This is a genomic window from Micromonospora sp. WMMD735, assembly GCF_049178995.1.
GTDB classification, from domain to species: domain Bacteria; phylum Actinomycetota; class Actinomycetes; order Mycobacteriales; family Micromonosporaceae; genus Micromonospora; species Micromonospora wenchangensis.
In genome coordinates this window covers 5,298,990-5,319,959 of record NZ_JBMHMJ010000002.1, presented here as the reverse complement: position 1 = coordinate 5,319,959, position 20,970 = coordinate 5,298,990, and the positions used below count along the sequence as shown (strand labels likewise).

19 protein-coding genes are annotated in these 20,970 nt (G+C 73.8%); 13 read left to right on the top strand and 6 right to left on the bottom strand.

Features of this window, described 5'->3' with window-relative positions; all coding sequences use genetic code 11:
* Positions 1–280 precede the first annotated feature (280 nt).
* A complete protein-coding gene (locus ACN268_RS23095) occupies positions 281–964 on the top strand; it encodes a S1 family peptidase (protein WP_088641950.1) in 684 nt (227 codons plus the stop codon).
* A gap of 24 nt (positions 965–988) precedes the next feature.
* On the top strand, positions 989–1,555 hold the full coding sequence (locus tag ACN268_RS23090) for a YbjQ family protein (RefSeq protein ID WP_421484974.1): 567 nt from the start codon (positions 989–991) through the stop codon (positions 1,553–1,555).
* Between the two features lie 229 nt (positions 1,556–1,784).
* Here ACN268_RS23090 and purB read toward each other — a convergent pair whose 3' ends face one another.
* The 3 genes from purB to ACN268_RS23075 all read right to left on the bottom strand — a co-directional run bounded on the left by purB (position 1,785) and on the right by ACN268_RS23075 (position 5,326).
* Entirely contained in the window at positions 1,785–3,209 is a 1,425-nt protein-coding gene (purB, locus tag ACN268_RS23085) for an adenylosuccinate lyase (protein WP_421484973.1), read from the bottom strand.
* A gap of 122 nt (positions 3,210–3,331) precedes the next feature.
* A complete protein-coding gene (locus tag ACN268_RS23080) occupies positions 3,332–3,943 on the bottom strand; it encodes a hypothetical protein (RefSeq protein WP_421484972.1) in 612 nt (203 codons plus the stop codon).
* A gap of 90 nt (positions 3,944–4,033) precedes the next feature.
* A complete protein-coding gene (locus tag ACN268_RS23075; RefSeq protein ID WP_421484971.1) occupies positions 4,034–5,326 on the bottom strand; it encodes an acetyl-CoA C-acetyltransferase in 1,293 nt (430 codons plus the stop codon).
* A 56-nt stretch (positions 5,327–5,382) separates the two neighbouring features.
* On the opposite strand from ACN268_RS23075, the gene ACN268_RS23070 reads away from it, so the two are divergent.
* From ACN268_RS23070 to ACN268_RS23040, 7 genes are all read left to right on the top strand, one after another.
* The gene (locus ACN268_RS23070; protein WP_421484970.1) at positions 5,383–6,843 is read left to right on the top strand and encodes a 3-oxoacyl-ACP reductase; all 1,461 of its coding nucleotides are present in this window, start codon (positions 5,383–5,385) and stop codon (positions 6,841–6,843) included.
* Entirely contained in the window at positions 6,843–7,955 is a 1,113-nt protein-coding gene (locus ACN268_RS23065; RefSeq protein ID WP_421484969.1) for a MaoC/PaaZ C-terminal domain-containing protein, read from the top strand. Before ACN268_RS23070 ends, ACN268_RS23065 begins: the two co-directional genes overlap by 1 nt.
* Before the next feature lie 182 nt (positions 7,956–8,137).
* Positions 8,138–8,890: an NUDIX hydrolase gene (locus ACN268_RS23060; RefSeq protein ID WP_421484968.1), complete on the top strand. Its 753-nt coding sequence runs from the start codon at positions 8,138–8,140 to the stop codon at positions 8,888–8,890.
* Positions 8,887–9,876, top strand: coding sequence for a serine/threonine protein kinase (locus ACN268_RS23055; RefSeq protein WP_421484967.1), 990 nt, complete (start codon positions 8,887–8,889; stop codon positions 9,874–9,876). The genes ACN268_RS23060 and ACN268_RS23055 overlap by 4 nt, the downstream gene beginning before the upstream one ends.
* Before the next feature lie 10 nt (positions 9,877–9,886).
* A complete protein-coding gene (locus ACN268_RS23050) occupies positions 9,887–10,846 on the top strand; it encodes a hypothetical protein (RefSeq protein ID WP_421484966.1) in 960 nt (319 codons plus the stop codon).
* Positions 10,843–12,156 (top strand): adenylosuccinate synthetase, encoded by a 1,314-nt coding sequence (locus ACN268_RS23045; protein ID WP_421484965.1) that lies wholly within the window; start codon positions 10,843–10,845, stop codon positions 12,154–12,156. Before ACN268_RS23050 ends, ACN268_RS23045 begins: the two co-directional genes overlap by 4 nt.
* 65 nt (positions 12,157–12,221) lie before the next feature.
* Entirely contained in the window at positions 12,222–12,839 is a 618-nt protein-coding gene (locus ACN268_RS23040) for a DedA family protein (RefSeq protein WP_421484964.1), read from the top strand.
* A gap of 53 nt (positions 12,840–12,892) precedes the next feature.
* On the opposite strand, the gene ACN268_RS23035 is transcribed toward ACN268_RS23040, so the two are convergent.
* The gene (locus ACN268_RS23035; RefSeq protein WP_421484963.1) at positions 12,893–13,531 is read right to left on the bottom strand and encodes a TetR/AcrR family transcriptional regulator; all 639 of its coding nucleotides are present in this window, start codon (positions 13,529–13,531) and stop codon (positions 12,893–12,895) included.
* Between the two features lie 78 nt (positions 13,532–13,609).
* Between ACN268_RS23035 and ACN268_RS23030 the strand changes: the two genes are divergently transcribed.
* The 4 genes from ACN268_RS23030 (at position 13,610) to ACN268_RS23015 (ending at position 18,276) form a co-directional block, all read left to right on the top strand.
* Positions 13,610–14,062 (top strand): SCP2 sterol-binding domain-containing protein, encoded by a 453-nt coding sequence (locus tag ACN268_RS23030; protein ID WP_421484962.1) that lies wholly within the window; start codon positions 13,610–13,612, stop codon positions 14,060–14,062.
* A 2-nt stretch (positions 14,063–14,064) separates the two neighbouring features.
* Positions 14,065–15,279 (top strand): acyl-CoA dehydrogenase family protein, encoded by a 1,215-nt coding sequence (locus ACN268_RS23025; protein WP_421484961.1) that lies wholly within the window; start codon positions 14,065–14,067, stop codon positions 15,277–15,279.
* A 149-nt stretch (positions 15,280–15,428) separates the two neighbouring features.
* Positions 15,429–16,994 (top strand): AMP-binding protein, encoded by a 1,566-nt coding sequence (locus ACN268_RS23020; protein WP_421484960.1) that lies wholly within the window; start codon positions 15,429–15,431, stop codon positions 16,992–16,994.
* Between the two features lie 58 nt (positions 16,995–17,052).
* Positions 17,053–18,276 carry a serine hydrolase domain-containing protein gene (locus tag ACN268_RS23015; RefSeq protein WP_421484959.1) on the top strand — a complete coding sequence of 408 codons (1,224 nt, stop codon included), beginning with the start codon at positions 17,053–17,055 and terminating at the stop codon, positions 18,274–18,276.
* A 115-nt stretch (positions 18,277–18,391) separates the two neighbouring features.
* On the opposite strand, the gene purD is transcribed toward ACN268_RS23015, so the two are convergent.
* A complete protein-coding gene (gene purD, locus ACN268_RS23010; protein WP_421484958.1) occupies positions 18,392–19,642 on the bottom strand; it encodes a phosphoribosylamine--glycine ligase in 1,251 nt (416 codons plus the stop codon).
* 241 nt (positions 19,643–19,883) lie between these two features.
* Positions 19,884–20,810: a type IV toxin-antitoxin system AbiEi family antitoxin domain-containing protein gene (locus tag ACN268_RS23005; RefSeq protein ID WP_421484957.1), complete on the bottom strand. Its 927-nt coding sequence runs from the start codon at positions 20,808–20,810 to the stop codon at positions 19,884–19,886.
* Between the last annotated feature and the right edge of the window lie 160 nt (positions 20,811–20,970).

The following is a 20,970-nucleotide window of genomic DNA, read 5'->3' as shown; positions in this document are numbered from 1 at the left end:
GCCGATTGCCGTCGCGTCGCTCCGACACACCCTACCTGAGCAGGCAATACGCGGCTCAACGCCAGATTTACGACCGGTATCCGACAAACAGGGACGAGCACATCCCGGGTCATTCCTGTCACATTGGTTGATCTCGATGCCACCCTTGTGAAGCCGCTCACCGCCCCCTAGCCTCATCGAGATACATCGATGCATGGTCGGCGTCCCCGAGGGGCCACCCCCACCCCGACGTCCGACCCCCGCCCGGCCACCCCGGGCCCGACCCGAAGGAGTCCCCCCGATGCGTCTCCGCTCCACGCTCGCGGTGCTCACCACCGCCCTCGCCGGTGTCCTCGTCGCCGCCTCCGGGGCGACCGCCGCCCCGGCCGGTCCGCAGCCGATCATCGGCGGCAGCACCGTCTCCTCCGCCCCCTGGGCCGCCGCGGTCTTCAGCAACGGGTCGTTCACCTGCTCCGGCAGCGTCATCTCCGCCCAGTGGGTGCTCACCGCCAGGCACTGCGTCAGCGGCACCATGTCCGTCCGGGTCGGCAGCGTCTACTACGCCTCGGGCGGCACCACCCGCACCGTGAGCGCCTCCTACACCCGCAACGACCTCGCCCTGCTGCGGCTGTCCAGCACGGTCAGCACCACCGCGGTCAGCCTGGCCAGCAGCAACCCGCCGGTCGGCTCCACCAACACCATCTACGGCTGGGGCATGACCTGCTACAGCGGCTGCGGGGCCTCCAGCCAGCTCAAGACCGCCTCGGTGCAGGTGACCAGCACCAACGCCACCGACGCGTACGGCGGCCAGGCGATCCGCAGCACCCGGATCAACGGCAACGCGTGGCGCGGCGACTCGGGCGGCCCGCAGTTCTACAACGGCCGGCAGGTCGGGGTCGCCTCCACCGCCGACGGATCGAGCATCCAGAACTACGGCAGCGTCGCGTACAACCGGGCCTGGATCACCTCGACGGCCGGTGTCTGACGGTTACCACCGCAGGCGGTGCGGATGGCCGGTCGCGTGCCGGCCGTCCGCGCCGCCTGGTTTTGCAGCATCCGACCAGGTGCCAACGGGACGCTTCGACGCCGTACCGCTACTGACAGCATCGGAACCGTGCTGGTCGTGACGACGGATCAACTGCCCGGCTACGAGATCCGCCAGATCCTCGGCGAAGTGGTGTCGTCGATGGCGCGGACCCGGAACCCGTACCGCGAGGGGGTCAAGAACCTGCGCGGCGGCGCGTACGACCCGATGGCCCCGGACAACCTCACCCGCTGGCGCACCGACTCGGTGGCCCGGCTCGGCGAGGAGGCCCTGCGCATCGGAGCGAACGCCGTGGTGGGGATGCGCTTCGACAGCCGGGACTGCGGCGAGATGTGGATGGAGATCTGCGCCTACGGCACGGCGGTGATCGTGGTGCCCAAGGTCCCCGACGTCATGCCGCACGACCAGCCCCTGGTCGCCGCCGAGACCGCCCACGACCCCGGGTTCGCCGAGGCCCCCGGCGGCATCGCCGAACCGGCGAGCGCCCCCAACCTCTCCTCCGCCGCCGAAACCCCCACCCGGGACTCCTGACCCGCCCACCGGCCTTCCGCCCGCCTCCCTGGCCTCGGTGATCAAGAGGTTTGCGCCAATTCGATCTTCATTGGTGACGCAAACCTCTTGATCACGGGGGGAGAGCGGGCGGGGAGGGCGGGCCGGGGGGAGAGCGGGCGGGGAGAGCGGGCGGGGAGAGCGGGCGGGGAGAGCGGGCGGGGAGGGCGGGCCGGGGAGGGCGGGCCGGGGGAAGCGCGGGGCCGGGGGGTCAGAGGATGGGGGGTGGGGAGTAGGTGGCGGCTTCGGGGTGGGCGGTGACGACCGTGGTGATACGGCGGGTGATCGCCTCCACCTGGGCCTGGGCGGCGCCGGTGAAGGTGGCCGGGTCGGCGACCAGGGTGTCGATCTCGCTGCGGGTGAGGCCGAGGCGGGAGTCGGCGGCCAGCCGGTCGAACAGGTCGTTGTCGGGGGCACCCTTCTCCCGCATGGCGAGGGCCACGGCGACCGCGTGCTCCTTGATCACCTCGTGGGCGACCTCCCGGCCGACGCCCCGGCGCACCGCCGCGACCAGGATCCTGGTGGTGGCCAGGAAGGGCAGGAAGCGCTCCAGTTCCCGGCTGATCACCGCCGGGTACGCCCCGAACTCGTCGAGCACGGTGAGAAAGGTCTGGAACAACCCGTCGGCGGCGAAGAAGGCGTCCGGCAGGGCCACCCGGCGGACCACCGAGCAGGAGACGTCCCCCTCGTTCCACTGGTCGCCGGCCAGCTCGCCGACCATCGACAGGTAACCCCGGATGATCACCGCGAAGCCGTTCACCCGCTCCGACGACCGGGTGTTCATCTTGTGCGGCATCGCGCTGGAGCCGACCTGACCCGGCTTGAAGCCCTCGGTCGCCAGCTCCTGACCGACCATCAGCCGGATCGTGGTGGCCAGCGACGACGGCGCGGCAGCCACCTGCGCGAGCGCGGAGAGCACGTCGAAGTCCAGCGAACGCGGGTAGACCTGCCCCACGCTGTCCAGCACCCGGGCGAACCCGAGGTGACCGGCCACCCGACGCTCCAGCTCGGCGACCTTCTCCGCGTCGCCGTCGACGAGGTCGAGCTGGTCGGCGGCGGTGCCCACCGGACCCTTGATCCCGCGCAGCGGGTAGCGGCCGATCAGGTCTTCCAGCCGCTCGTACGCGATGAGCAGTTCCTCGGCCGCCGAGGCGAAGCGCTTGCCCAGCGTGGTGGCCTGCGCGGCGACGTTGTGCGAACGGCCGGTCAGCACCAGGCCGGAGTGCTCGTGGGCGAGCCAGGCCAGCCGGGCCAGCGCGGCGACCACCCGGTCCCGGATCAGCTCCAGCGAGGCGCGCACCTGGAGCTGCTCGACGTTCTCGGTGAGGTCCCGGGAGGTCATCCCCTTGTGCACGTGCTCGTGCCCGGCGAGCGCGCTGAACTCCTCGATCCGGGCCTTCACGTCGTGCCGGGTGACCCGCTCCCGCTCGGCGATCGAGGCCAGGTCGACCTGGTCGACCACCCGCTCGTACGCCTCCACCACGCCGTCGGGCACCGCCACGCCGAGGTCCCGCTGGGCGCGGAGCACGGCGAGCCAGAGCCGCCGCTCCATCCGCACCTTCTCCTCCGGGGACCAGAGGGCGACCAGTTCGGGTGAGGCGTACCGGTGGGCGAGCACGTTCGGGATCGTCGTCACGTACCTCATTCTCGCCTACCCGACGACCGCCGCCCTGGTCGGGCCGACCAGGGGCGGAGCGGGGCCGCCCGGCGGCGGCCGGCGGGGAGCCGGCCCGACCACGTGGGCCACGGAGTTCGGCGTCAGACCTTCGGGATGTCGTGCACCGGGGCGGTGACCACGATGGTCTTCGTCTGCTTGCCGTGTGCGTTGCGCGCCGTCAACGTGTACGTGTGCCGCTGGACGTCACCCTCGCCACCCGAGCACGGGAAGGTGAGTTCCTCACTGCCGGACGAGGGGTAGTCGTCGCGGTAGACGCCGGGGCCGTCGACCGACAGGGCCACCGAGGTCGCGTTGCCGACCTGCCACTCCATCCGCACCCCGCTGCCGGGGATCGGGTTGACGGTGGTGCCGGCCGGGCAGCTCGGCTTGCGGGTGACCCGGAAGGAGCCGATGGTGGGGCCGTTCGCCTTCGTACCGGACTTGTCCCCGCCGTCGTCCCCGCCACCGCCGGCCGTGGGGCTGCCGGTGGGTTCGGGTTCCCTGACCCCACCGGCCGAGGTCCCGCCGTCGACAGCCGTGCCGGTGTCTCCACGGCCGGTCGCCTCACCCAGCCCCACCGGGCCACCGTCCGCCCTCTTCGCCCCGGCGGTCCGGGGTCCCTCGACGCGCGGCGTGGTGGCGGCGCAACCGCTGGCCGCGAGCACGCCGGCAAGGGCAACGGCAGCGGTACGCAGCAGGGCACGACCAGGCATGACACTCCTCTACGGGGCACCGCCACCAGGACGTCCGGGCGGGCTGACACCACCGTAGGGAGCCCCGGCAACGCCGCCCTGAGCTGCGGCTCAGCGCTCCAGGATGGCGGTCACGCCCTGCCCACCAGCCGCGCAGATCGAGATCAGCCCCCGACCGCCGCCCTTCTCGGCGAGCAGTTTCGCCAGCGTCGCCACGATCCGGCCACCGGTCGCGGCGAACGGGTGCCCGGCGGCCAGTGACGAGCCGGTGACGTTGAGCCGGTCCCGGTCGATCGCGCCCAGCGGGGCGTCCCGCCCCAACCGGTCCTTGCCGAACTCCGGCGACTCCCAGGCGGCCAGGGTGGCCAGCACCTGCGACGCGAACGCCTCGTGGATCTCGTAGAAGTCGAAGTCCTGGAGGGTCAGCCCGGCCCGGTCCAGCATCCGGGGCACCGCGTAGGCGGGGGCCATCAGCAGCCCCTCGTCGCCGTGCACGAAGTCCACCGCCGCCGTCTCCGACCAGGAGAACCAGGCCAGCACGGGAAGCTGGTGCTCGCGCGCCCACTGTTCGGAGGCGAGCAGCACGGTGGACGCGCCGTCGGTCAGCGGGGAGGAGTTACCGGCGGTCATGGTGGCCTGCCCGGCGTCCGGGCCCCGGGTGCCGAAGACCGGCCGGAGCGCGCCGAGCTTGTCCAGGCTGGTGTCGGGCCGGAGGTTCTGGTCCCGGGTCAGCCCCAGGTACGGCGTCATCAGGTCGTCGAAGAACCCCCGCTCGTACGCGGCGGCGAGGCGCTGGTGCGAGCGCAGCGCCAACTCGTCCTGGGACTGCCTGTCGATCTGCCAGCGCAGCGCCGTCCGGGCGGCGTGCTCGCCCATCGACAGCCCGGTGCGGGGCTCGGCGTTACGCGGCAACTCGGGCCGGAACGGCTGGTGCGGACGGAGCTTCGCGGCGATTTTCAGCCGCTCGCCGAGGGTCCGGGCGCTGTTGAGCTTCAGCAGGGTGCGGCGCATGTCCTCGTTGATCGCCAGCGGCGCGTCGGAGGTGGTGTCGACCCCACCGGCGATGCCCACGTCGAGCTGCCCGAGGGCGATCTTGTTGGCGACCAGGATCGCCGCCTCCAGGCCGGTGCCGCACGCCTGCTGGATGTCGTACGCGGGGGTGTGCGGGTCCAGCTTCGAGCCGAGCACCACCTCCCGGGTCAGGTTGAAGTCCTTGGAGTGCTTGAGCACCGCCCCGGCCACCACCTCACCGACCCGCTGCCCGGCCAGTCCGAACCGGGCGACCAGCCCGTCCAGCGCCGCGCCGAGCAGGTCGGCGTTGGAGGCGCTGGCGTACCGGGAGTTGGACCGGGCGAAGGGGATGCGGTTGCCGCCGATGACCGCGACCCGCCGGATGCTCTGCACGATCCCGCCTCCGTTTCAGGACTTGCCCACAACCTACTGGCCAGTAGGCTACGCCTATGACCGACAGGTACGCGAGCTTCGTCCAATCGGGGGCCGGCCGCGCGCTGGTCAAGCGCCTCGGGCTGCCCGACCCACCGCGACTGCGCCGGTACGCCGTCGGCGACCCGCTGCTGCCCGGCCCGGTCCTGCTCGGCGCAGCCACCGGCGGTCGGCTCGGTGACCAGGTCGCCGCCCTGCTCACCGCCGCCGGGGCCGACGTGCGCACCGCAACCGGCACCACCCCACCCGCCGCCGGGCACGACGACTCCGCCGCAGCCGACGGACCCGCCGATCCGGCCGGTCGGGACGAGCGGGCCGGCAACGGCGGCGCACCGGCCGGGGGCGGGACGTCCGCCCGGTTCGGTGCCCTGGTCTACGACGCCACCGGCATCACCGACTCCACCGGCCTGCGTCAGCTCTACGACTTCTTCCACCCGCAGGCCCGCTCGGTGCTGCCCAGCGGCCGGGTGATCGTGCTGGGCACCCCGCCGGCCGAGTGCGGCCCACCCCGGGAGGCCACCGCCCAGCGGGCCCTGGAGGGGTTGACCCGCAGCATCGGCAAGGAGTTCGGTCGCGGTGTCACCGCCCAACTGGTGTACGTCACCCCGGACGGGGACGCCGGCACCACGACCAGCCTGGAGGCGACCCTGCGGTTCCTGCTCTCCGGCCGGTCGGCGTACGTCTCGGGGCAGGTGGTCCGGGTCGGCACCGGGCCGGCCGCCGTCCCGGCGGACTGGGACCGGCCGCTGGCCGGGCAGGTGGTGCTGGTCACCGGCGCGGCCCGGGGCATCGGCGCGGCGGTGGCCCGGGTGCTCGCCCGCGACGGCGCGCAGGTCGTCGCGCTGGACGTCCCGGCGGCCGGCGACGCCCTCGCGGCGGTCGCCAACGAGATCGGCGGCACCGCCGTACAGCTCGACCTGACCGGCGCGGACGCCCCCACCCGGCTCGCCGACCACCTGGCCGACCGGCACGGCCGGGTCGACGTGGTGGTGCACAACGCCGGCATCACCCGGGACAAGACGCTGGGCCGGATGGACGCCGACCGGTGGGACGCGGTGCTCGACGTCAACCTCTCCAGCCAGGAGCGGATCAACGACGTGCTGCTGGAGCGGGGCCTGATCCCCGAGGGGGGCCGGCTGGTCGCCGTCTCGTCGATCGCCGGGATCGCCGGCAACCGGGGGCAGACCAACTACGCGACCAGCAAGGCCGGGGTGATCGGCCTGGTCGACGCGCTCGCCCCGGCGCTGGCCGGGCGGGGGATCAGCGTCAACGCGGTCGCACCCGGGTTCATCGAGACCCGGCTGACCGCCCGCGTCCCGCTGGTGATCCGGGAGGCGGGTCGCCGGATGAACAGCCTGGCCCAGGGCGGCCTGCCGGTGGACGTCGCCGAGACGATCGGCTGGTTGGCGTGGCCGGCCTCGGCGGCGGTCAGCGGTAACGTGGTCCGGGTCTGCGGCCAGAGTCTGCTGGGGGCGTGATGGCACGGCGCAGGAACCGACCCGAGGAGTCGGGCGACGGCGAGCTGTCGGTCGGCGACCTGATCGAGGGGCCGACCGAGGTCATCTCACCGGCCGCGCTGGCCGCCGCCCGCGCCGCCGGCCCCGGACCGGAGCGCAGCGTCGACGAGACCCACGACCTGTCGGCGTACGCCACCCGGGACCTGACCCCCACAGCCGGCACGGACCGCACCGAGGACCTGACGGACCGGTCGGACGGCCACGACGGCGGGCCGGCGGCGCGGCCCCGGGTGGTGCTGCCGGGGCTCCCCCGACCGGGTGCGCTCCGCCGGCGGGCGCTGCGCGACGCGCTGCCCGGGATCGGCCGGTCCCGCCGGCCGGACGCCGCGCCCCCGGTCGAGCTGGCCGTCGCCGGGGTCACCGTGGACCGTGCCCACCTCAGCGGGTACGACCGGGTGTGCGGTTTCCGGTTGACCGACGCGCTGCCGGCGACCTACCCGCACGTGCTGGGGTTCCCGCTGGCGCTGCGGTTGATGACCCTGCCGGAGTTCCCGTTCCCGCTGGCCGGGGTGGTGCACGTGGGCAACCGGATCACCGTCCACCGGGCGGTTCCGGCCGACGTGCCGTGGGACTTCGTCGCGTACGCCGAGAATCTGCGGCCGCACGCCCGGGGTCGGCAGGTCGACGTCGTCCTGGTCGGCTCGGTCGACGGTGAGGAGGTGTGGCGCGGGGTGTCGACGTACCTGGGCCGGGAGCGCGCAGCCGGCGGGGGTGCCGGGCGCGACCCGGGTGAGCGGCCCGCGCCGCCGGCCGCCACCGCGCACTGGCGGGTCACCCCCCGGGTGGGTACGGACTACGCCCGGGTCTCCGGGGACCACAACCCGATCCACACCTCCCGGCTGGGGGCGCGGCTGTTCGGCTTCCCCCGGCCGATCGCGCACGGCATGTGGAGCAAGGCCCGCTGCCTGGCCGCGCTGGAGAGCCGGCTGCCGGAGGCGTACACGGTGGAGGTGGCGTTCAAGCTGCCGGTGCCGTTGCCCTCGACTGTCGCATTCAGCGCCGTGCCGGGGTGGGACTTCGCCCTGCACGACGCCCGGACCGGCCGCCCGCACCTGGTGGGCACCGTCCGCTGAGGCCCGGCGGGCGCGGTGGGAACGCTGCCCGGACGCCGCCCGGCACGGCATCGTGCCGGGCGGCCACGTGACGGGACGCACAACGCGGTTCGGCCGCCGCGCCGGTCCCACCGGTTGCGGAGCACTTTTTCGTGAGCTAGGTTGTTCTCAGATCGAGTAATTCTCAACCCGAGAGGGACGCCGTGAACGAGCAGGACTTCCTCGCCGGGTACGACCCCAGCGCCTACCCCGCGACCGCGATCACCGTGGACGTGGTGGCGCTGACCATCCGCGAGGGCGCGCTGCACCTGCTGCTGATCCGGCGTGGCCAACCCCCGTACCAGGGGCACTGGGCACTGCCCGGCGGGTTCGTCCAGCCCGACGAGGACCTCGCCACCGGGGCCCGCCGCGAACTCGCCGAGGAGACCGGCCTCGGCGGCGACCGGCTGCGCCGCGTCCACCTGGAACAACTCGCCAGCTACGGCGCGCCGGACCGGGACCCCCGGATGCGGATCGTCTCCGTCGCCCACCTCGCCTTCGCCCCCGACCTGCCCGACCCGGTCGCCGACAGCGACGCCGACGAGGCCGGGTGGCTGCCCGTCACCGCCCTGCCCAGCCGGCAGCTCGCCTTCGACCACGCCCGGATCGTCGACGACGGGTTGGAACGGGCCCGCTCCAAGCTGGAGTACACCCCGCTGGCCACCCGCTTCCTCGGCCCCGAGTTCACCATCGCCGAGCTGCGCGGCGTCTACGAGACGGTCTGGGGGCACCCGCTGCACGCCGGCAACTTCCACCGCAAGGTGCTCTCCGTCCCCGGCTTCGTCGAGAGCACCGGCGGCAACACCGAACGCGGCGGTGCCCGGGGCGGTCCCCGGGCCCGGCTCTACCGGTCAGGCGACGCCCGACTGCTGCACCCGGCGCTGCTGCGCCCCGCCCGGGAGGAGACCGTCAGGTGAGGACCGACGAGGCGATCCGGCTGGTCGCGGCGGCCCGCACCGACGCCGACCTGTTCGGCGTCGACAGCCCGGCCCGGCGCTACCGCGAACTGGTCGCGGCCCTGCACCCCGACCGGCTGGGCGCGCTCGACGCCCGGGTACGCGCCGCGGCCACCGACGCCTTCGTCCAGGTCACCACCCGCTGGCAGGCGACCGGCACACCCGACCCGGCGACGGTCGTGCTCGGCGAGTACCGGCTCGGGGCGCTCGCCCACGCCGGTGACCTCGCCGACCTCTACGACGTCGGCGCGGACCGGCTGCTCAAGCTTCCCCGCAACCCGGCCGACAACGACCTGATGGCCCGCGAGGCGTACGCGCTGCGGCAGATCGAGGACCGGGGCGACCCGCGCCACCTGCCGTACGTGCCCCGGCTCGTGGACAGCTTCCGGCACCGCGACGCCGCCAGCGGGGCGGAACGCCGGATCAGTGTGCTCGCCGCCGTACCCGGGCTGCACGACCTCGACGCGGTACGCCGGGCGTACCCCGACGGGTTGGACGCCCGGGACGCGGCCTGGATGTGGCGGCGGCTGCTGGTCGCCCTCGGCCTGGCCCACCGGGCCGGCGTGGTGCACGGCGCGGTGCTCCCCCGGCACGTGCTGATCGAGCCGGACGCGCACGGCGTGGTGCTCGTCGACTGGTGCTTCTCCGCCGTCGACGGCGGCACCGTCCCGGCGCTGGTCCCCGGCCACGAGGACTGGTACCCGCCGGAGGTCACCGCGCGGCGACCCGCCGGCCCCGGCACCGACCTGGCGATGGCCGCGACGTGCATGAGCTGGCTGATGGGCGACCGCGCCCCCCGTGAACTGCGCGCCTTCGCCGACGGCTGCCGCCGCCCGGCACTGGCCGCCCGACCCGACGACGCCTGGCGACTGCTCGGCGAACTCGACGAGGTGCTCGACCGGCTCTACGGGCCGCGCACCTTCCGACCGTTCACCCTCAACCCCTAGGGAGGCTGCCATGGGCAGCGGAATCTGGTCCACCGACGTGTACGACGCCGCCGACCGCTACCGGAAGAAGAAGGGCAAGAGCGCCTTCTCCTACAGCGACAGCGGAGCCCGGACCGTGCACCCGGCGCTCGACCCGCGCGGTGCGGTCCGGGAGAGCCGGGACTCGGCCGAGCACCCGCAGTCGACACCCATCGCGGTGCTGTTCGACGTGACCGGCTCGATGGGGCACGTGCCCCGCACCCTCCAGGCCAAGCTGCCGCAACTGCTCGGGCTGCTGCTGCGCCAGGGCTACGCCCGCGACCCGCAGGTGCTGTTCGGCGCGATCGGCGACGCCACCTGCGACCGGGTGCCGTTGCAGGTGGGGCAGTTCGAGTCGGACAACCGGATGGACGACGACCTCGGCCGGATCGTGCTGGAGGGCGGTGGCGGCGGTCAGATGACCGAGTCGTACGAGCTGGCGATGTACTTCATGGCCCGGCACACGGTCACCGACAGCTGGGAGAAGCGGGGCCGGCGCGGCTACCTGTTCATCATCGGCGACGAGCTGGCGTACCCCCGGGTGAACCGGCGGGAGGTGAGCCGGCTGATCGGCGACGACCTCGGCGAGGACGTGCCGCTGCGGCAGATCGTCGACGAGGTGACCCGCCGCTGGGACACCTACTACCTGCTCCCCGCCGGCAGCCACTACGCCGGCAACGCCACGGTGCTCGACTTCTGGCGGGACCTGCTCGGGCAGCGTGCCGTCGTCCTCGACGACCTGGACGCGGTCTGCGAGACCATCGCGCTCACCGTCGGCCTCGGCGAGCAGGCCATCGACCTGGACGAGGGCCTGCGCGACCTGGACCGGGCCGGCTCCACCGCCGGCCGGACCGTGTCCAAGGCGCTGGCCCCGCTGGGCGGCGGCCGGCGGGCCGAGGTCTCCACGCTGCCGGCCACGTCGCGCCGGGCCGGTGGGGTGACCCGGCTGTGACCGCCCTCCCCGACCCCGGACAGCCCGGCCGGCACGTGATCGTGGTCGACCTCGGTTACGGCGACGCCGGCAAGGGCACCGTCGTGGACTGGCTCTGCGCGACCCGCCACGTGCACACCGTGGTGCGGTTCAACGGGGGTGCGCAGGCCGCCCACAACGTGGTGCTGCCCGACGGCAGGCACCACACGTTCGCCCAGTTCGGGGCGGGGACGTTCCGCCCGGGGGTGCGTACCCACCTGGCCCGGCAGCAGGTGGTGGACCCGTTGGCGCTGGCCGCCGAGGCCGACCACCTGGCCTCGGTCGGGGTGCCCGACGCCCTCGACCGGCTCACCGTGGACGGGGAGGCGCTGCTGGCCACGCCGTACCACCGGGCCGCCAACCGGCTCCGGGAGATCGCCCGGGGGGCCGCCCGGCACGGCTCCTGCGGGTTGGGGGTGGGCGAGTCCGTCCGGTACGGGCTCGCCCACCCCGACGAGGCGCCCCGGGTGGCCGACTGCCGGGACCGGGAGCTGCTGCGTCGCCGGCTCACCGTGCTGCGGGAGCGGTTGACCGCCGAACTCGGCCCACTCGACGCCCCACCGGTGGCCGACTGCCTGCCGGCGTTCACCGCCTTCGCCGACCGGGTGGCGATCGTCGACCGGTCGTACCTGGCCGGGGTGTTGCGGGCGGGGACGGTGGTGTTCGAGGGGGCGCAGGGGGTGCTGCTGGACGAGTGGCACGGCTTCCACCCGTACACCACGTGGAGCACCACCACCTTCGCCAACGCCGAGGAGCTGCTCGCCGAGGTGGGGGCGGCCGGGTCGGCGTACCGGCTGGGGGTGGTGCGGACGGTGACCACCCGGCACGGGCCCGGCCCGCTGGTCACCGAGGACCGGACGCTGCCGTTGACCGACCCGCGCAACCCGACCAACCCGTGGCAGGGCCGGTTCCGGTTCGGTCACTTCGACGCCGTCGCCCACCGGTACGCCCTGGACGTGGCCGGCGGGGTGGACGGCCTCGCCCTCACCCACCTCGACCTGACCCGCCCCGACCCGGCCCGCCCGGCGCTGAAGCTGTGCCGCCGCTACGACGGGACCGACCGGTTGCGCCCCGGCCCGCCCGGTGACCTGGAGCGGCAGGCGGACCTCACCGCCCGCCTGCTGACCACCCGCCCGGTGTACGACGCCCCGCCGACCGACTGGCCGGTGGCGGTGTCCGAGGCGCTGGCCGCCCCGGTGGTGCTCACCTCGCACGGCCCCACCGCCGCCGACAAGCGGGAGCACGGCAGGTCGGCCGCCGGTCCGCTGCCGGTTCCCCGGCGGGTGGCCTGATCCGGCGGGTGGCCTGATCCGGCGACTGGGCCCCCGGCCGGGGGCCCAGCGTCGAGCATGAGGGCATGCAGTCGGTGCTCGACCTGCTCCACCACACCGTCACCTCGCCCTGGGTGTACCTGGTGATCTTCGTGGTGACCGCGGTCGACGCGTTCTTCCCGGCGGTGCCCGGCGAAACCGTCCTGATCACCGCCGGGGTGTTCGCGGCCAGCGGCCACCCGAACCTGGTGGCCGTGATCGCGGTGGCGGCCCTCGGCGCGCTCGCCGGCGACCACGTGTCGTACGGCATCGGCCGGGGCGGCGGCGCGGAGCGGCTGGCCCGGCTACCCGACGGCAGCCGCCGCCGCAGCGGCTCGGACCGGGCCCGTCGGGCGGTGGACCGACGGGGCGGCTCGATCCTCACCACCTCCCGCTTCGTGCCCGGCGGCCGGACCGCCGTCACCCTGACCATGGGTGCCGTCCGGTATCCGCTCCTGCGCTTCCTGGTGTTCGACGCCGTCGCCGCCACCGTCTGGAGCCTGTACTGCGGGCTGCTCGGTTACTTCGGTGGGCTGGCATTCGAACGCGATCCGCTCCGGGGGCTGCTCGTCGGCGTCGGGCTCTCGCTGGCCGTCACCGGGGTGTTGGAGCTGGTCCGCTGGATGCGCCTGCGGGCCCGTCGTCGCGCCGCCGCCCACCGCTGACCTCTCTGCGCCGGGTCCGGTGGGCCGGGGCCGGGAGCCGGCGGGCGGGGCGGTCAGTCCGCCGGGGGTCTCCAGGTGACGCCGTCGAGGAGCTGGGCCGCGCCGAGCCAGGCGACGTTCATCATCCGGGTGGCGGTCTTCTCCGGTTCGGCCTCGGGGTGGTCGGCGAGCCAGTCGGCCAGCGACTCGCTCGCGCCGACCAGGGCGTACGCGACGACCTCCAGTTCGGTCGCGGCGACCTCCCGGCCCCGGGCGCGCAGCGCGTGGTCGAGCATCCCGGCGACCACGTCGACCAGCCGGGCGCGCATCGCGGCCAGCTCGGCGGCGAACGGTTGGGAGCCCCGGGCCTGCCGGTAGAGCACGGCCCAGCCGTCGCGGTGCGCCCCGACGAAGCCGAAGAAGGCCCGCAGGCCGCGCCAGAGCCGCTGGTCGGGCGGGAGGTCGGGGGCGGCGGCCCCGGCGATCGCCAGCATCATCCGGGCGGTCTCCCGGTGCAGGCAGGCGATGAAGAGTTCCTCCTTGGTGCCGAGGTAGGCGTAGACCATCGGCTTGGAGATGCCCGCGTCCTCGGCGATCTCGTCCATGCTGGCGGCGTGGAAGCCGCGCCGGGAGAAGACCTTGACCGCCGCGTCGAGCATCTGCTGCTCGCGGACGGCCCGGGGGAGGCGCTTGAAGCTCGGCGTGCTGGACACCCTTGCGAGCATACCTACTCGTGCGTAAGGTTACGCGAGAGTAACCAGAACCGGTCCGTCCCGAGAGGTGCACCTACCATGACTGACTTCGACCCGGCCAACTTCGCCAACTTCGGCCCGAAGGAGTTCGCCCAGTTGGTCAAGTCCACCCCGGACGACAAGATCGCCGAGGTGATGTCCGGCGACCTGCGCGGCAAGGTACTCAGCGAGGTCTTCAGCCGGATGCCGCAGATCTTCCGCGCCGACCGCGCCGGCACCACCAACGCGGTCATCCACTGGAACATCACCGGCCGCCCCGACGGTGGCGCCGACACCTACGAGATCGTCATCGAGAACGGCACCTGCACCGTCTCCGAGACCCCCACCCGCGACCCGAAGCTCAGCCTCACCATGGGCCCGGTCGAGTTCCTGAGGATCGTCTCCGGCGGGGCCAACCCGGTGATGATGTTCATGACCGGCAAGCTCAAGGCCAAGGGTGACCTGGGCCTGGCCGCCAACATCGCCAACCTGTTCGACATCCCCAAGGCCTGACGATGGCCGAGTTCTCGCTCGACCTGAACGAGGAACAGCGGGATCTGCGGGACTGGGTGCACGGCTTCGCCGCCGAGGTCGTGCGCCCGGCCGCCGCCGAGTGGGACGCCCGGGAGGAGACCCCCTGGCCGATCATCCAGGAGGCGGCGAAGATCGGCCTGTACGGCTTCGAGTTCCTCGCCACCTGCTGGGCCGACCCCACCGGGCTGTCCCTGCCGATCGCCAGCGAGGAGCTCTTCTGGGGCGACGCCGGCATCGGGCTGAGCATCTTCGGCAGCTCGCTCGCCGTCGCCGCCATCTACGGCACCGGCACCCCCGACCAGATGGTCGAATGGGTGCCGCAGTGCTTCGGCACCGTCGACGCCCCCGCCGTCGCCGCGTTCTGCACCACCGAACCGGAGGCCGGCTCCGACGTCGGGGCCATGCGTACCCGCGCCGTCCACGACGAGGCCGCCGACGAGTGGGTGCTACGCGGGCAGAAGGCGTACGCCACCAACGGCGGGATCGCCGGGGTGCACGTGGTCACCGCCTCCGTCGCGCCCGAGCTGGGTTCGCGCGGGCAGGCCGCGTTCGTCGTACCGCCGGGGACGGCCGGGCTGCACGCGACCCGGAAGCTCAAGAAACTGGGACTGCGCGCCTCGCACACCGCCGACGTCTTCCTCGACGACGTCCGGGTGCCCGGACGCTGTCTGCTCGGCGGCAAGGACGCGCTGGACGAGCGGTTGGCCCGCGCCCGGTCCGGGCAACGGGCCAGCGGCCAGGCCGCGATGCGCACCTTCGAACTGTCCCGGCCGACGGTCGGCGCGCAGGCGCTCGGCGTCGCCCGCGCCGCCTACGAGTACGCCCTCGACTACGCCAGGGACCGGGTCCAGTTCGGCCGGCCGATCATCGCCAACCAGGCCGTCGCGTTCGCCCTGGCCGACATGAAGATGGAGATCGACGCCGCCCGGCTGCTGGTCTGGCGGGCGGCCTGGATGGGCCGCAACAACCGGCCGTTCACCGCCGGCGAGGGCTCGATGTCCAAGCTCAAGGCGGGCGAGGTGGCCGTCGCGGTGACCGACCGGGCCGTGCAGCTCCTCGGCGGGGCCGGCTTCCTGCGCGACCACCCGGTCGAACGCTGGTACCGGGACTCCAAGATCTACACCATCTTCGAGGGCACCTCCGAGATCCAACGGCTGGTCATCTCCCGCGCCATCTCCGGCGTCCAGATCCGCTGACCGTCGCCACCGGTCGACCGCCCGGTCACCGCCCGTCCACCACGGGCGACGCCGACTGGGCGGTCGGCCGGCGACGACGCATGATCGGAAAGGAATCCCTGGTGGGGGCCCCGGCCGGCCCCACGTCGTACCCCGAAGGAGGTCGCCGGATGGACCTGCCGTTCATCGTGGCCACACTGACCAGGCGGGGACTGCTCACCCCCGGGCACCCCGTCCGGGTCGCCTCGCAACTCGCCGCGCTGCGCCAGTGGGGCTGGGGCATGGCCGGCGAACTGCGGCAGGCAGCCGCCCGCGACCCGGGCCGGGTCGCCGTCGTCGACGAGCACGGCCACGAACTCACCTACCGGGAACTGCTCGACCGGGCCGAACGGCTCGCCCGGTCGATGCGCAGCGTGCTCGGCGTACAGGCCGGGGACCGGGTCGGGCTGCTGTGCCGCAACCACCACGGGCTCATCGAGGGCATCGTCGCCGCCACCCTGCTCGGCGCCGACGCGGTGCTGGTCAACACCGGACTGTCCGCCGCGCAGCTCGCCACCGTCGCCGAGGAGCAACGGCTGCGGGTGCTGGTGCACGACACCGAGTTCGCCGAGCGGCTCCTCGGCGTCCCCGCCGAGGTGCACCGGGTCGACGAACCCGGCCTCGACGCCCTGATCGCCGCCGCGCTCCCCGCCGACCGGCTCTCCCCGCCCGCCCACGACGGCCGGACCATCGTGCTGACCTCCGGCACCACCGGCACCCCCAAGGGCGCCCGCCGGCCCGTCCCGAACGGCTTCGGCCCGCTGGTGTCCATCATCGACCGCATCCCGCTGCACACCCACGACACCGTGCTGATCGCCGCCCCGATCTTCCACACCTGGGGGTACGCGGCACTCCAGGTCGCCTTCGCGCTGCGCGCCACCATCGTGCTGCACCGCCGGTTCGACCCCGCCGCCACGCTGGACGCGCTCGTGGCGCACCGCTGCCAGGCGCTGTTCGCCGTACCGGTGATGGTGCAGCGTCTGCTCGACGTGCCGCCGCCGGACCCGCGACCGCCGCTGACGGTGGTCGCGGTCAGCGGCTCGGCGCTGCCCGGCGGCCTCACCACCCGGTTCATGGACACCTACGGTGATGTCCTCTACAACCTGTACGGCTCCACGGAGGTCTCCTGGGCCGCCATCGCCGGCCCCGCCGAGCTGCGCCAGGCCCCCACCACCGCCGGTCGCCCCCCGCACGGCACCCGCCTGGAGATCGTCGACGACGACGGGAAGCCGGTGCCGGCCGGGCGGGTCGGCCGGATCCTCGTCGGCAACGAGATGCTGTTCGAGGGTTACACCTCGGGGGCCCGCCGGGAGACCCACGACGGGCTGCTCGACACCGGTGACCTCGGCCGGGTCAACGCCGACGGACTGCTCTTCGTCGACGGCCGCGCCGACGACATGATCGTCTCCGGCGGGGAGAACGTGTTCCCGTCCGAGCTGGAGGACCTGCTCGCCCGGCTGCCGCAGGTCCGCGAGGCGGCCGTGCTCGGCGTGCCGGACCCGCAGTACGGGCAGCGGCTGGCCGCGTTCCTCGCCCTGCACCCCGGCGAGACCCTGGACCCGGAGGCGGTACGCGAGTACGTCAGGCGCTACCTGGCCCGGTTCTCCGTACCCCGGGACGTGGTCTTCGTGAAGTACCTGCCCCGCAACGCCACCGGCAAGGTGCTCACCCGGGAACTCCGCCGCTACTACGGCTGATCCTCCCCCCGGTGGTCCCCCGAGTCGACGATCGGGGTGCGGCGGGGGACTCTCCCCGATGTCGTCGCTCCCCGTCACCGGCAGGCTCGACGCCATGAAGATCATGAATCGACGGGCCGTGCTCGTCGCCACGACCCTCGGTGCCCTGCTCGCCGTCGCCGCCCCCGTGCCCGCTTCCGCCGCCGCTCCCGCCTCCGCCGGTGACCGGCGCGGGGCTGCCGGCTGCCGGCCCGGCACCCTCGACCCGACCCCCGTCGCGCAGGCGATAGCCGGGTTACCCGACGCCGACGCCACCAGCGCCCAGGTCCGGATCACCACGCCCGACGGCTGCTGGACCGGCGCCACCGGCGTACGGGACCTGCGCGGCCCGACCGGCGTACCGCCGCAGGCCCGGTTCCGGGTCGGCAGCGTCACCAAGGCGTTCACCGCCGCCATGGTGCTGCAACTCGTGGCCGAGGGCCGGATCGACCTCGACGCGACGGTGCAACGGCTCCTGCCCGGGCTGCTCCCCGCCGACTACCCGCCGGTCAGCGTCCGGCAACTGCTCGACCACACGAGCGGCCTGCCCAGCCCCCGCGTGCCGGACGACATCGAGTGGCAGCTCGCCCACCGGTACGACAGGTGGACCCCACGGCAACTGGTCCGGCTCGGGCTGGAGAACCCCCGCGAGTTCGACCCCGGCACGAGGCAGCACTACACCAACATGGGGTACATCGTCGCCGGGATGATCATCGAGAAGGTCACCGGCCACCCGTACGCGACGGAACTGGACAGGCGCATCGCCCGGCCGCTCGGCCTGAAGGACACGTACGCGCCGGGTGACGACCCGCGCCTCCGGGGTCCGCACGCCCACGGCTACCAGGCCGTCGTCCGCGACGGTCGGACCGAACTGGTCGACGTCACCACCTGGAGCCAGACCTTCACCCCGGCCGCCGGCAACGTCGTCTCCAGCCTGACCGACCTGGACACCTTCCTCACCGCGCTGTTCGCCGGTCGGATCGTGCCACCGGCCCAGCTCGACACGATGTTCACCCTGCCGGGCGTGCCGGACGTCGGCGGCGGGCCGGCCCGCTACAGCGCGGGGCTCACCGCGTTCCCGCTGCCCGACGGCGAAACCCTGTGGATCAAGACCGGTTCCCGGTACGGCTACCTCGCCGGGGTCGCCTCCACCAGGGACGGCCGGTTCCGGATGGAGTACTCGATCACCGGCACCGACGCCAAGGGCGAGAATCTCAGCGCCACCGCCCAACGGGTCATCGCCGCCGCCCTGTCCCTGCTCTGACCCGCCCTGCGCCAGCTCTGAGCCGCCTGTCCCTGCTCTGACCCGCCCTGTCCCCGCCCTGTCCCTGCTCTGACCGTGCGGCCCGACGGGCGGCACCCGGCCGGGCCGGCAGGGGTCAGTCGGGGACGGTGATCCGGCCGTCGATCGCGGTGGCGGCGATGTCGGTGCGGTGGTGCGAGCCGGCCAGCTCGATGCCGCGTACCAGGGCGTAGGCGGCGTCCCGGGCGGCGGTCAGGTCCGGGCCGGTGGCCGTACCGCAGAGGACCCGGCCGCCGGCGGAGAGCAACGCGCCGTCGGCGGCCCGGCGGACGGTGCCGGCGTGGATGACGCCCGGGTGGTCGGCGCCGGTGATCACGTCACCGGTACGTGGGGTCGCCGGGTAACCCTCGGCGGCCACCACCACCGTGACGGCCGCACCGTCCCGCCACCGCAGCGGCGGGTGCGCGGCCAGCGTGCCCGTCGCCGCGGCGTGCAGCAGGCCGCCGAGCGGGGTCTCCAGCAGCGCCAGCACGACCTGGGTCTCCGGGTCGCCGAAGCGGGCGTTGAACTCGATCACCCGGGGGCCGGCGGCGGTGAGCGCCAGCCCGACGTAGAGCAGCCCGGCGAACGGGGTGCCCCGGCGGCGCATCTCGGCGAGCGTCGGGTGGACCACGTCGGCCAGCACCTCGTCGACCAGGCCCGGCGGTGCCCACGGCAGTGGCGCGTAGGCCCCCATGCCGCCGGTGTTCGGGCCGGTGTCGCCGTCGCCGGCCCGCTTGAAGTCCTGCGCCGGCAGCAGCGGCAGGGCCGCCTCACCGTCGGTCACCACGAACAGGGAGACCTCGGGGCCGGAAAGATACTCCTCGATCACCACCCGACCGCACTCCTGCGCGTGCCGCAGCGCGACGTCCCGGTCGTCGGTGACCACCACGCCCTTGCCGGCGGCCAGCCCGTCGTTCTTCACCACGTACGGCGTGCCGAACTCGTCGAGCGCCCGCCCGACGCTCTCCGCGTCCGTGCAGGTGTACGCGCGGGCGGTCGGCACCCCGGCCGCCGTCATGACCTCCTTGGCGAAGGTCTTGGAGCCCTCCAGCCGGGCCGCCGCGGCCGACGGGCCGAACACGGGGACGCCCTTGGCGCGTACCGCGTCGGCGACCCCCGCGACCAGCGGGGCCTCCGGCCCGATCACCACCAGGTCGGCACCGACCTCCACCGCCAACCCGGCCACCGCGGCGGGATCGGACGGATCGACCTGCCGCAGCTCCGCCACACCCGCGATCCCCGGGTTACCGGGTGCCGCGAACAGGGCCTCGACCGCCGGGTCCTCGACCAACCCGAGCGCGAGCGCATGCTCCCGCCCGCCACCACCCAGAAGAAGTACGCGCACGGCGACGAATCCTACCCACCACCCCCACCCTCCCCTCCCCCCTGCCCCACACCCGCCTCCCCCGCACCCCGCCTCTCCCGCCCCCGCCCCGGCTTTCCCCGGTGATCAAGAGGTTTGCGTCACGTTGAAGATCGACTTTGACGCGAACCTCTTGGTCAACTGACGCAAAGCTCTTGATCACCGAGGAGAGGGGGCGAGGAGAGGGGAAGCCTGGGGCAGGCCGGGCGCGACGCTCGACGAGCTAGGGGCGGGAGCGGGTGAGGGCCATGGCCTGGCGGACGGTGTGCGGGATGTAGTCCGGGCGCAGCGCGTCGGACCAGGTGAACCGGAGCACCCGCCAACCGGCGTTGACCAGGCGGTTCTGCCGGCGACGGTCGGCGAACAGGGCCTCCGGGGTGCCGTGCGGGCCCGCCCCGTCGGCCTCGGCGATCAACCGCGCCGCCCGCCATCCGAGGTCACCGATACCGAGCAGGTGACCGTCTCCGTCCCGGACCTCCTGTTGCAGCACGTCGGGTGGGACTCCGCCGTCGACGCAGCGCAGCCGCGACCACGTTTCCAGCGGTGACTGGGCGCGACCGTCCACCTCGGCGAGGTGCCTGCGGGCCGCCGGGGCACCCCGACGGCCCCGGACGAGCGTCGGCGCGGTGGTCAGGTCCTCCGGGGTGACGAGCCCCCGGTTCAGGGCCGAGTCGAGCACGGACACCGCCGGGTACCGGTCGAGCCGGAGAATCATGTCCGTCACCGTGCGCAACGGCGAGGTCGTGGGAACGCCGGCTACGTCGACGACGTCGCCCGGGGCCACGGTGAACTGGTGGACGACCAGCATGGGGTCGGTGTGCCGTTGCGGCCGGGGCCGGTCCACCGGCACCGACACGTGGACGGCGGGTCGGCGTGGCCCGGCGATGTCGTGCAGCGCGAGGGCGCTGTCGAGGACGGCGAAGGCTCCGGGGCCGAGGCTCGTCACCGCCGCCCGGATGCGGGCCCGCGGGGCGTCCTTGTCCGGTGGCGGCCCGGCGGGGGCGTAGCAACCACGGGACAGCCGCCTCCACCGCCCGGAGCGGCAGAGTTGCCGGACATGGTGCCGGGTCAACCCGGCCGCGAGGGCCTGCGACATGGTGACCATGCCGTCCTGCCCGAGGGCGATCCGACGGAGAATTTCGAGCGGCATCACCCCGCCACCCTCACGCCCCGCCCACCCCCACTTCCACCCCTGTGGATAACCCTGTGGACAACCCTCGGGTTTCCACAGGTGATCAAGAGGTTTGCGTCGTCGGAGGGCGAATCCGTGACGCAAACCTCTTGATCACCGGGGCACAGCGGGGGGCGCA

What these genes read in the sequence shown, in the direction of transcription:
- ACN268_RS23095 (WP_088641950.1), top strand. Translation starts at nt 281, where the DNA reads ATGCGTCTCCGCTCCACGCTCGCGGTGCTCACCACCGCCCTCGCCGGT.
- ACN268_RS23090 (WP_421484974.1), top strand. Translation starts at nt 989, where the DNA reads ATGGCCGGTCGCGTGCCGGCCGTCCGCGCCGCCTGGTTTTGCAGCATC.
- ACN268_RS23080 (WP_421484972.1), bottom strand. Translation starts at nt 3,943, where the DNA reads ATGCCTGGTCGTGCCCTGCTGCGTACCGCTGCCGTTGCCCTTGCCGGC.
- ACN268_RS23070 (WP_421484970.1), top strand. Translation starts at nt 5,383, where the DNA reads ATGACCGACAGGTACGCGAGCTTCGTCCAATCGGGGGCCGGCCGCGCG.
- ACN268_RS23065 (WP_421484969.1), top strand. Translation starts at nt 6,843, where the DNA reads ATGGCACGGCGCAGGAACCGACCCGAGGAGTCGGGCGACGGCGAGCTG.
- ACN268_RS23050 (WP_421484966.1), top strand. Translation starts at nt 9,887, where the DNA reads ATGGGCAGCGGAATCTGGTCCACCGACGTGTACGACGCCGCCGACCGC.
- ACN268_RS23040 (WP_421484964.1), top strand. Translation starts at nt 12,222, where the DNA reads ATGCAGTCGGTGCTCGACCTGCTCCACCACACCGTCACCTCGCCCTGG.
- ACN268_RS23030 (WP_421484962.1), top strand. Translation starts at nt 13,610, where the DNA reads ATGACTGACTTCGACCCGGCCAACTTCGCCAACTTCGGCCCGAAGGAG.
- ACN268_RS23025 (WP_421484961.1), top strand. Translation starts at nt 14,065, where the DNA reads ATGGCCGAGTTCTCGCTCGACCTGAACGAGGAACAGCGGGATCTGCGG.
- ACN268_RS23020 (WP_421484960.1), top strand. Translation starts at nt 15,429, where the DNA reads ATGGACCTGCCGTTCATCGTGGCCACACTGACCAGGCGGGGACTGCTC.
- ACN268_RS23015 (WP_421484959.1), top strand. Translation starts at nt 17,053, where the DNA reads ATGTCGTCGCTCCCCGTCACCGGCAGGCTCGACGCCATGAAGATCATG.
- ACN268_RS23005 (WP_421484957.1), bottom strand. Translation starts at nt 20,810, where the DNA reads ATGCCGCTCGAAATTCTCCGTCGGATCGCCCTCGGGCAGGACGGCATG.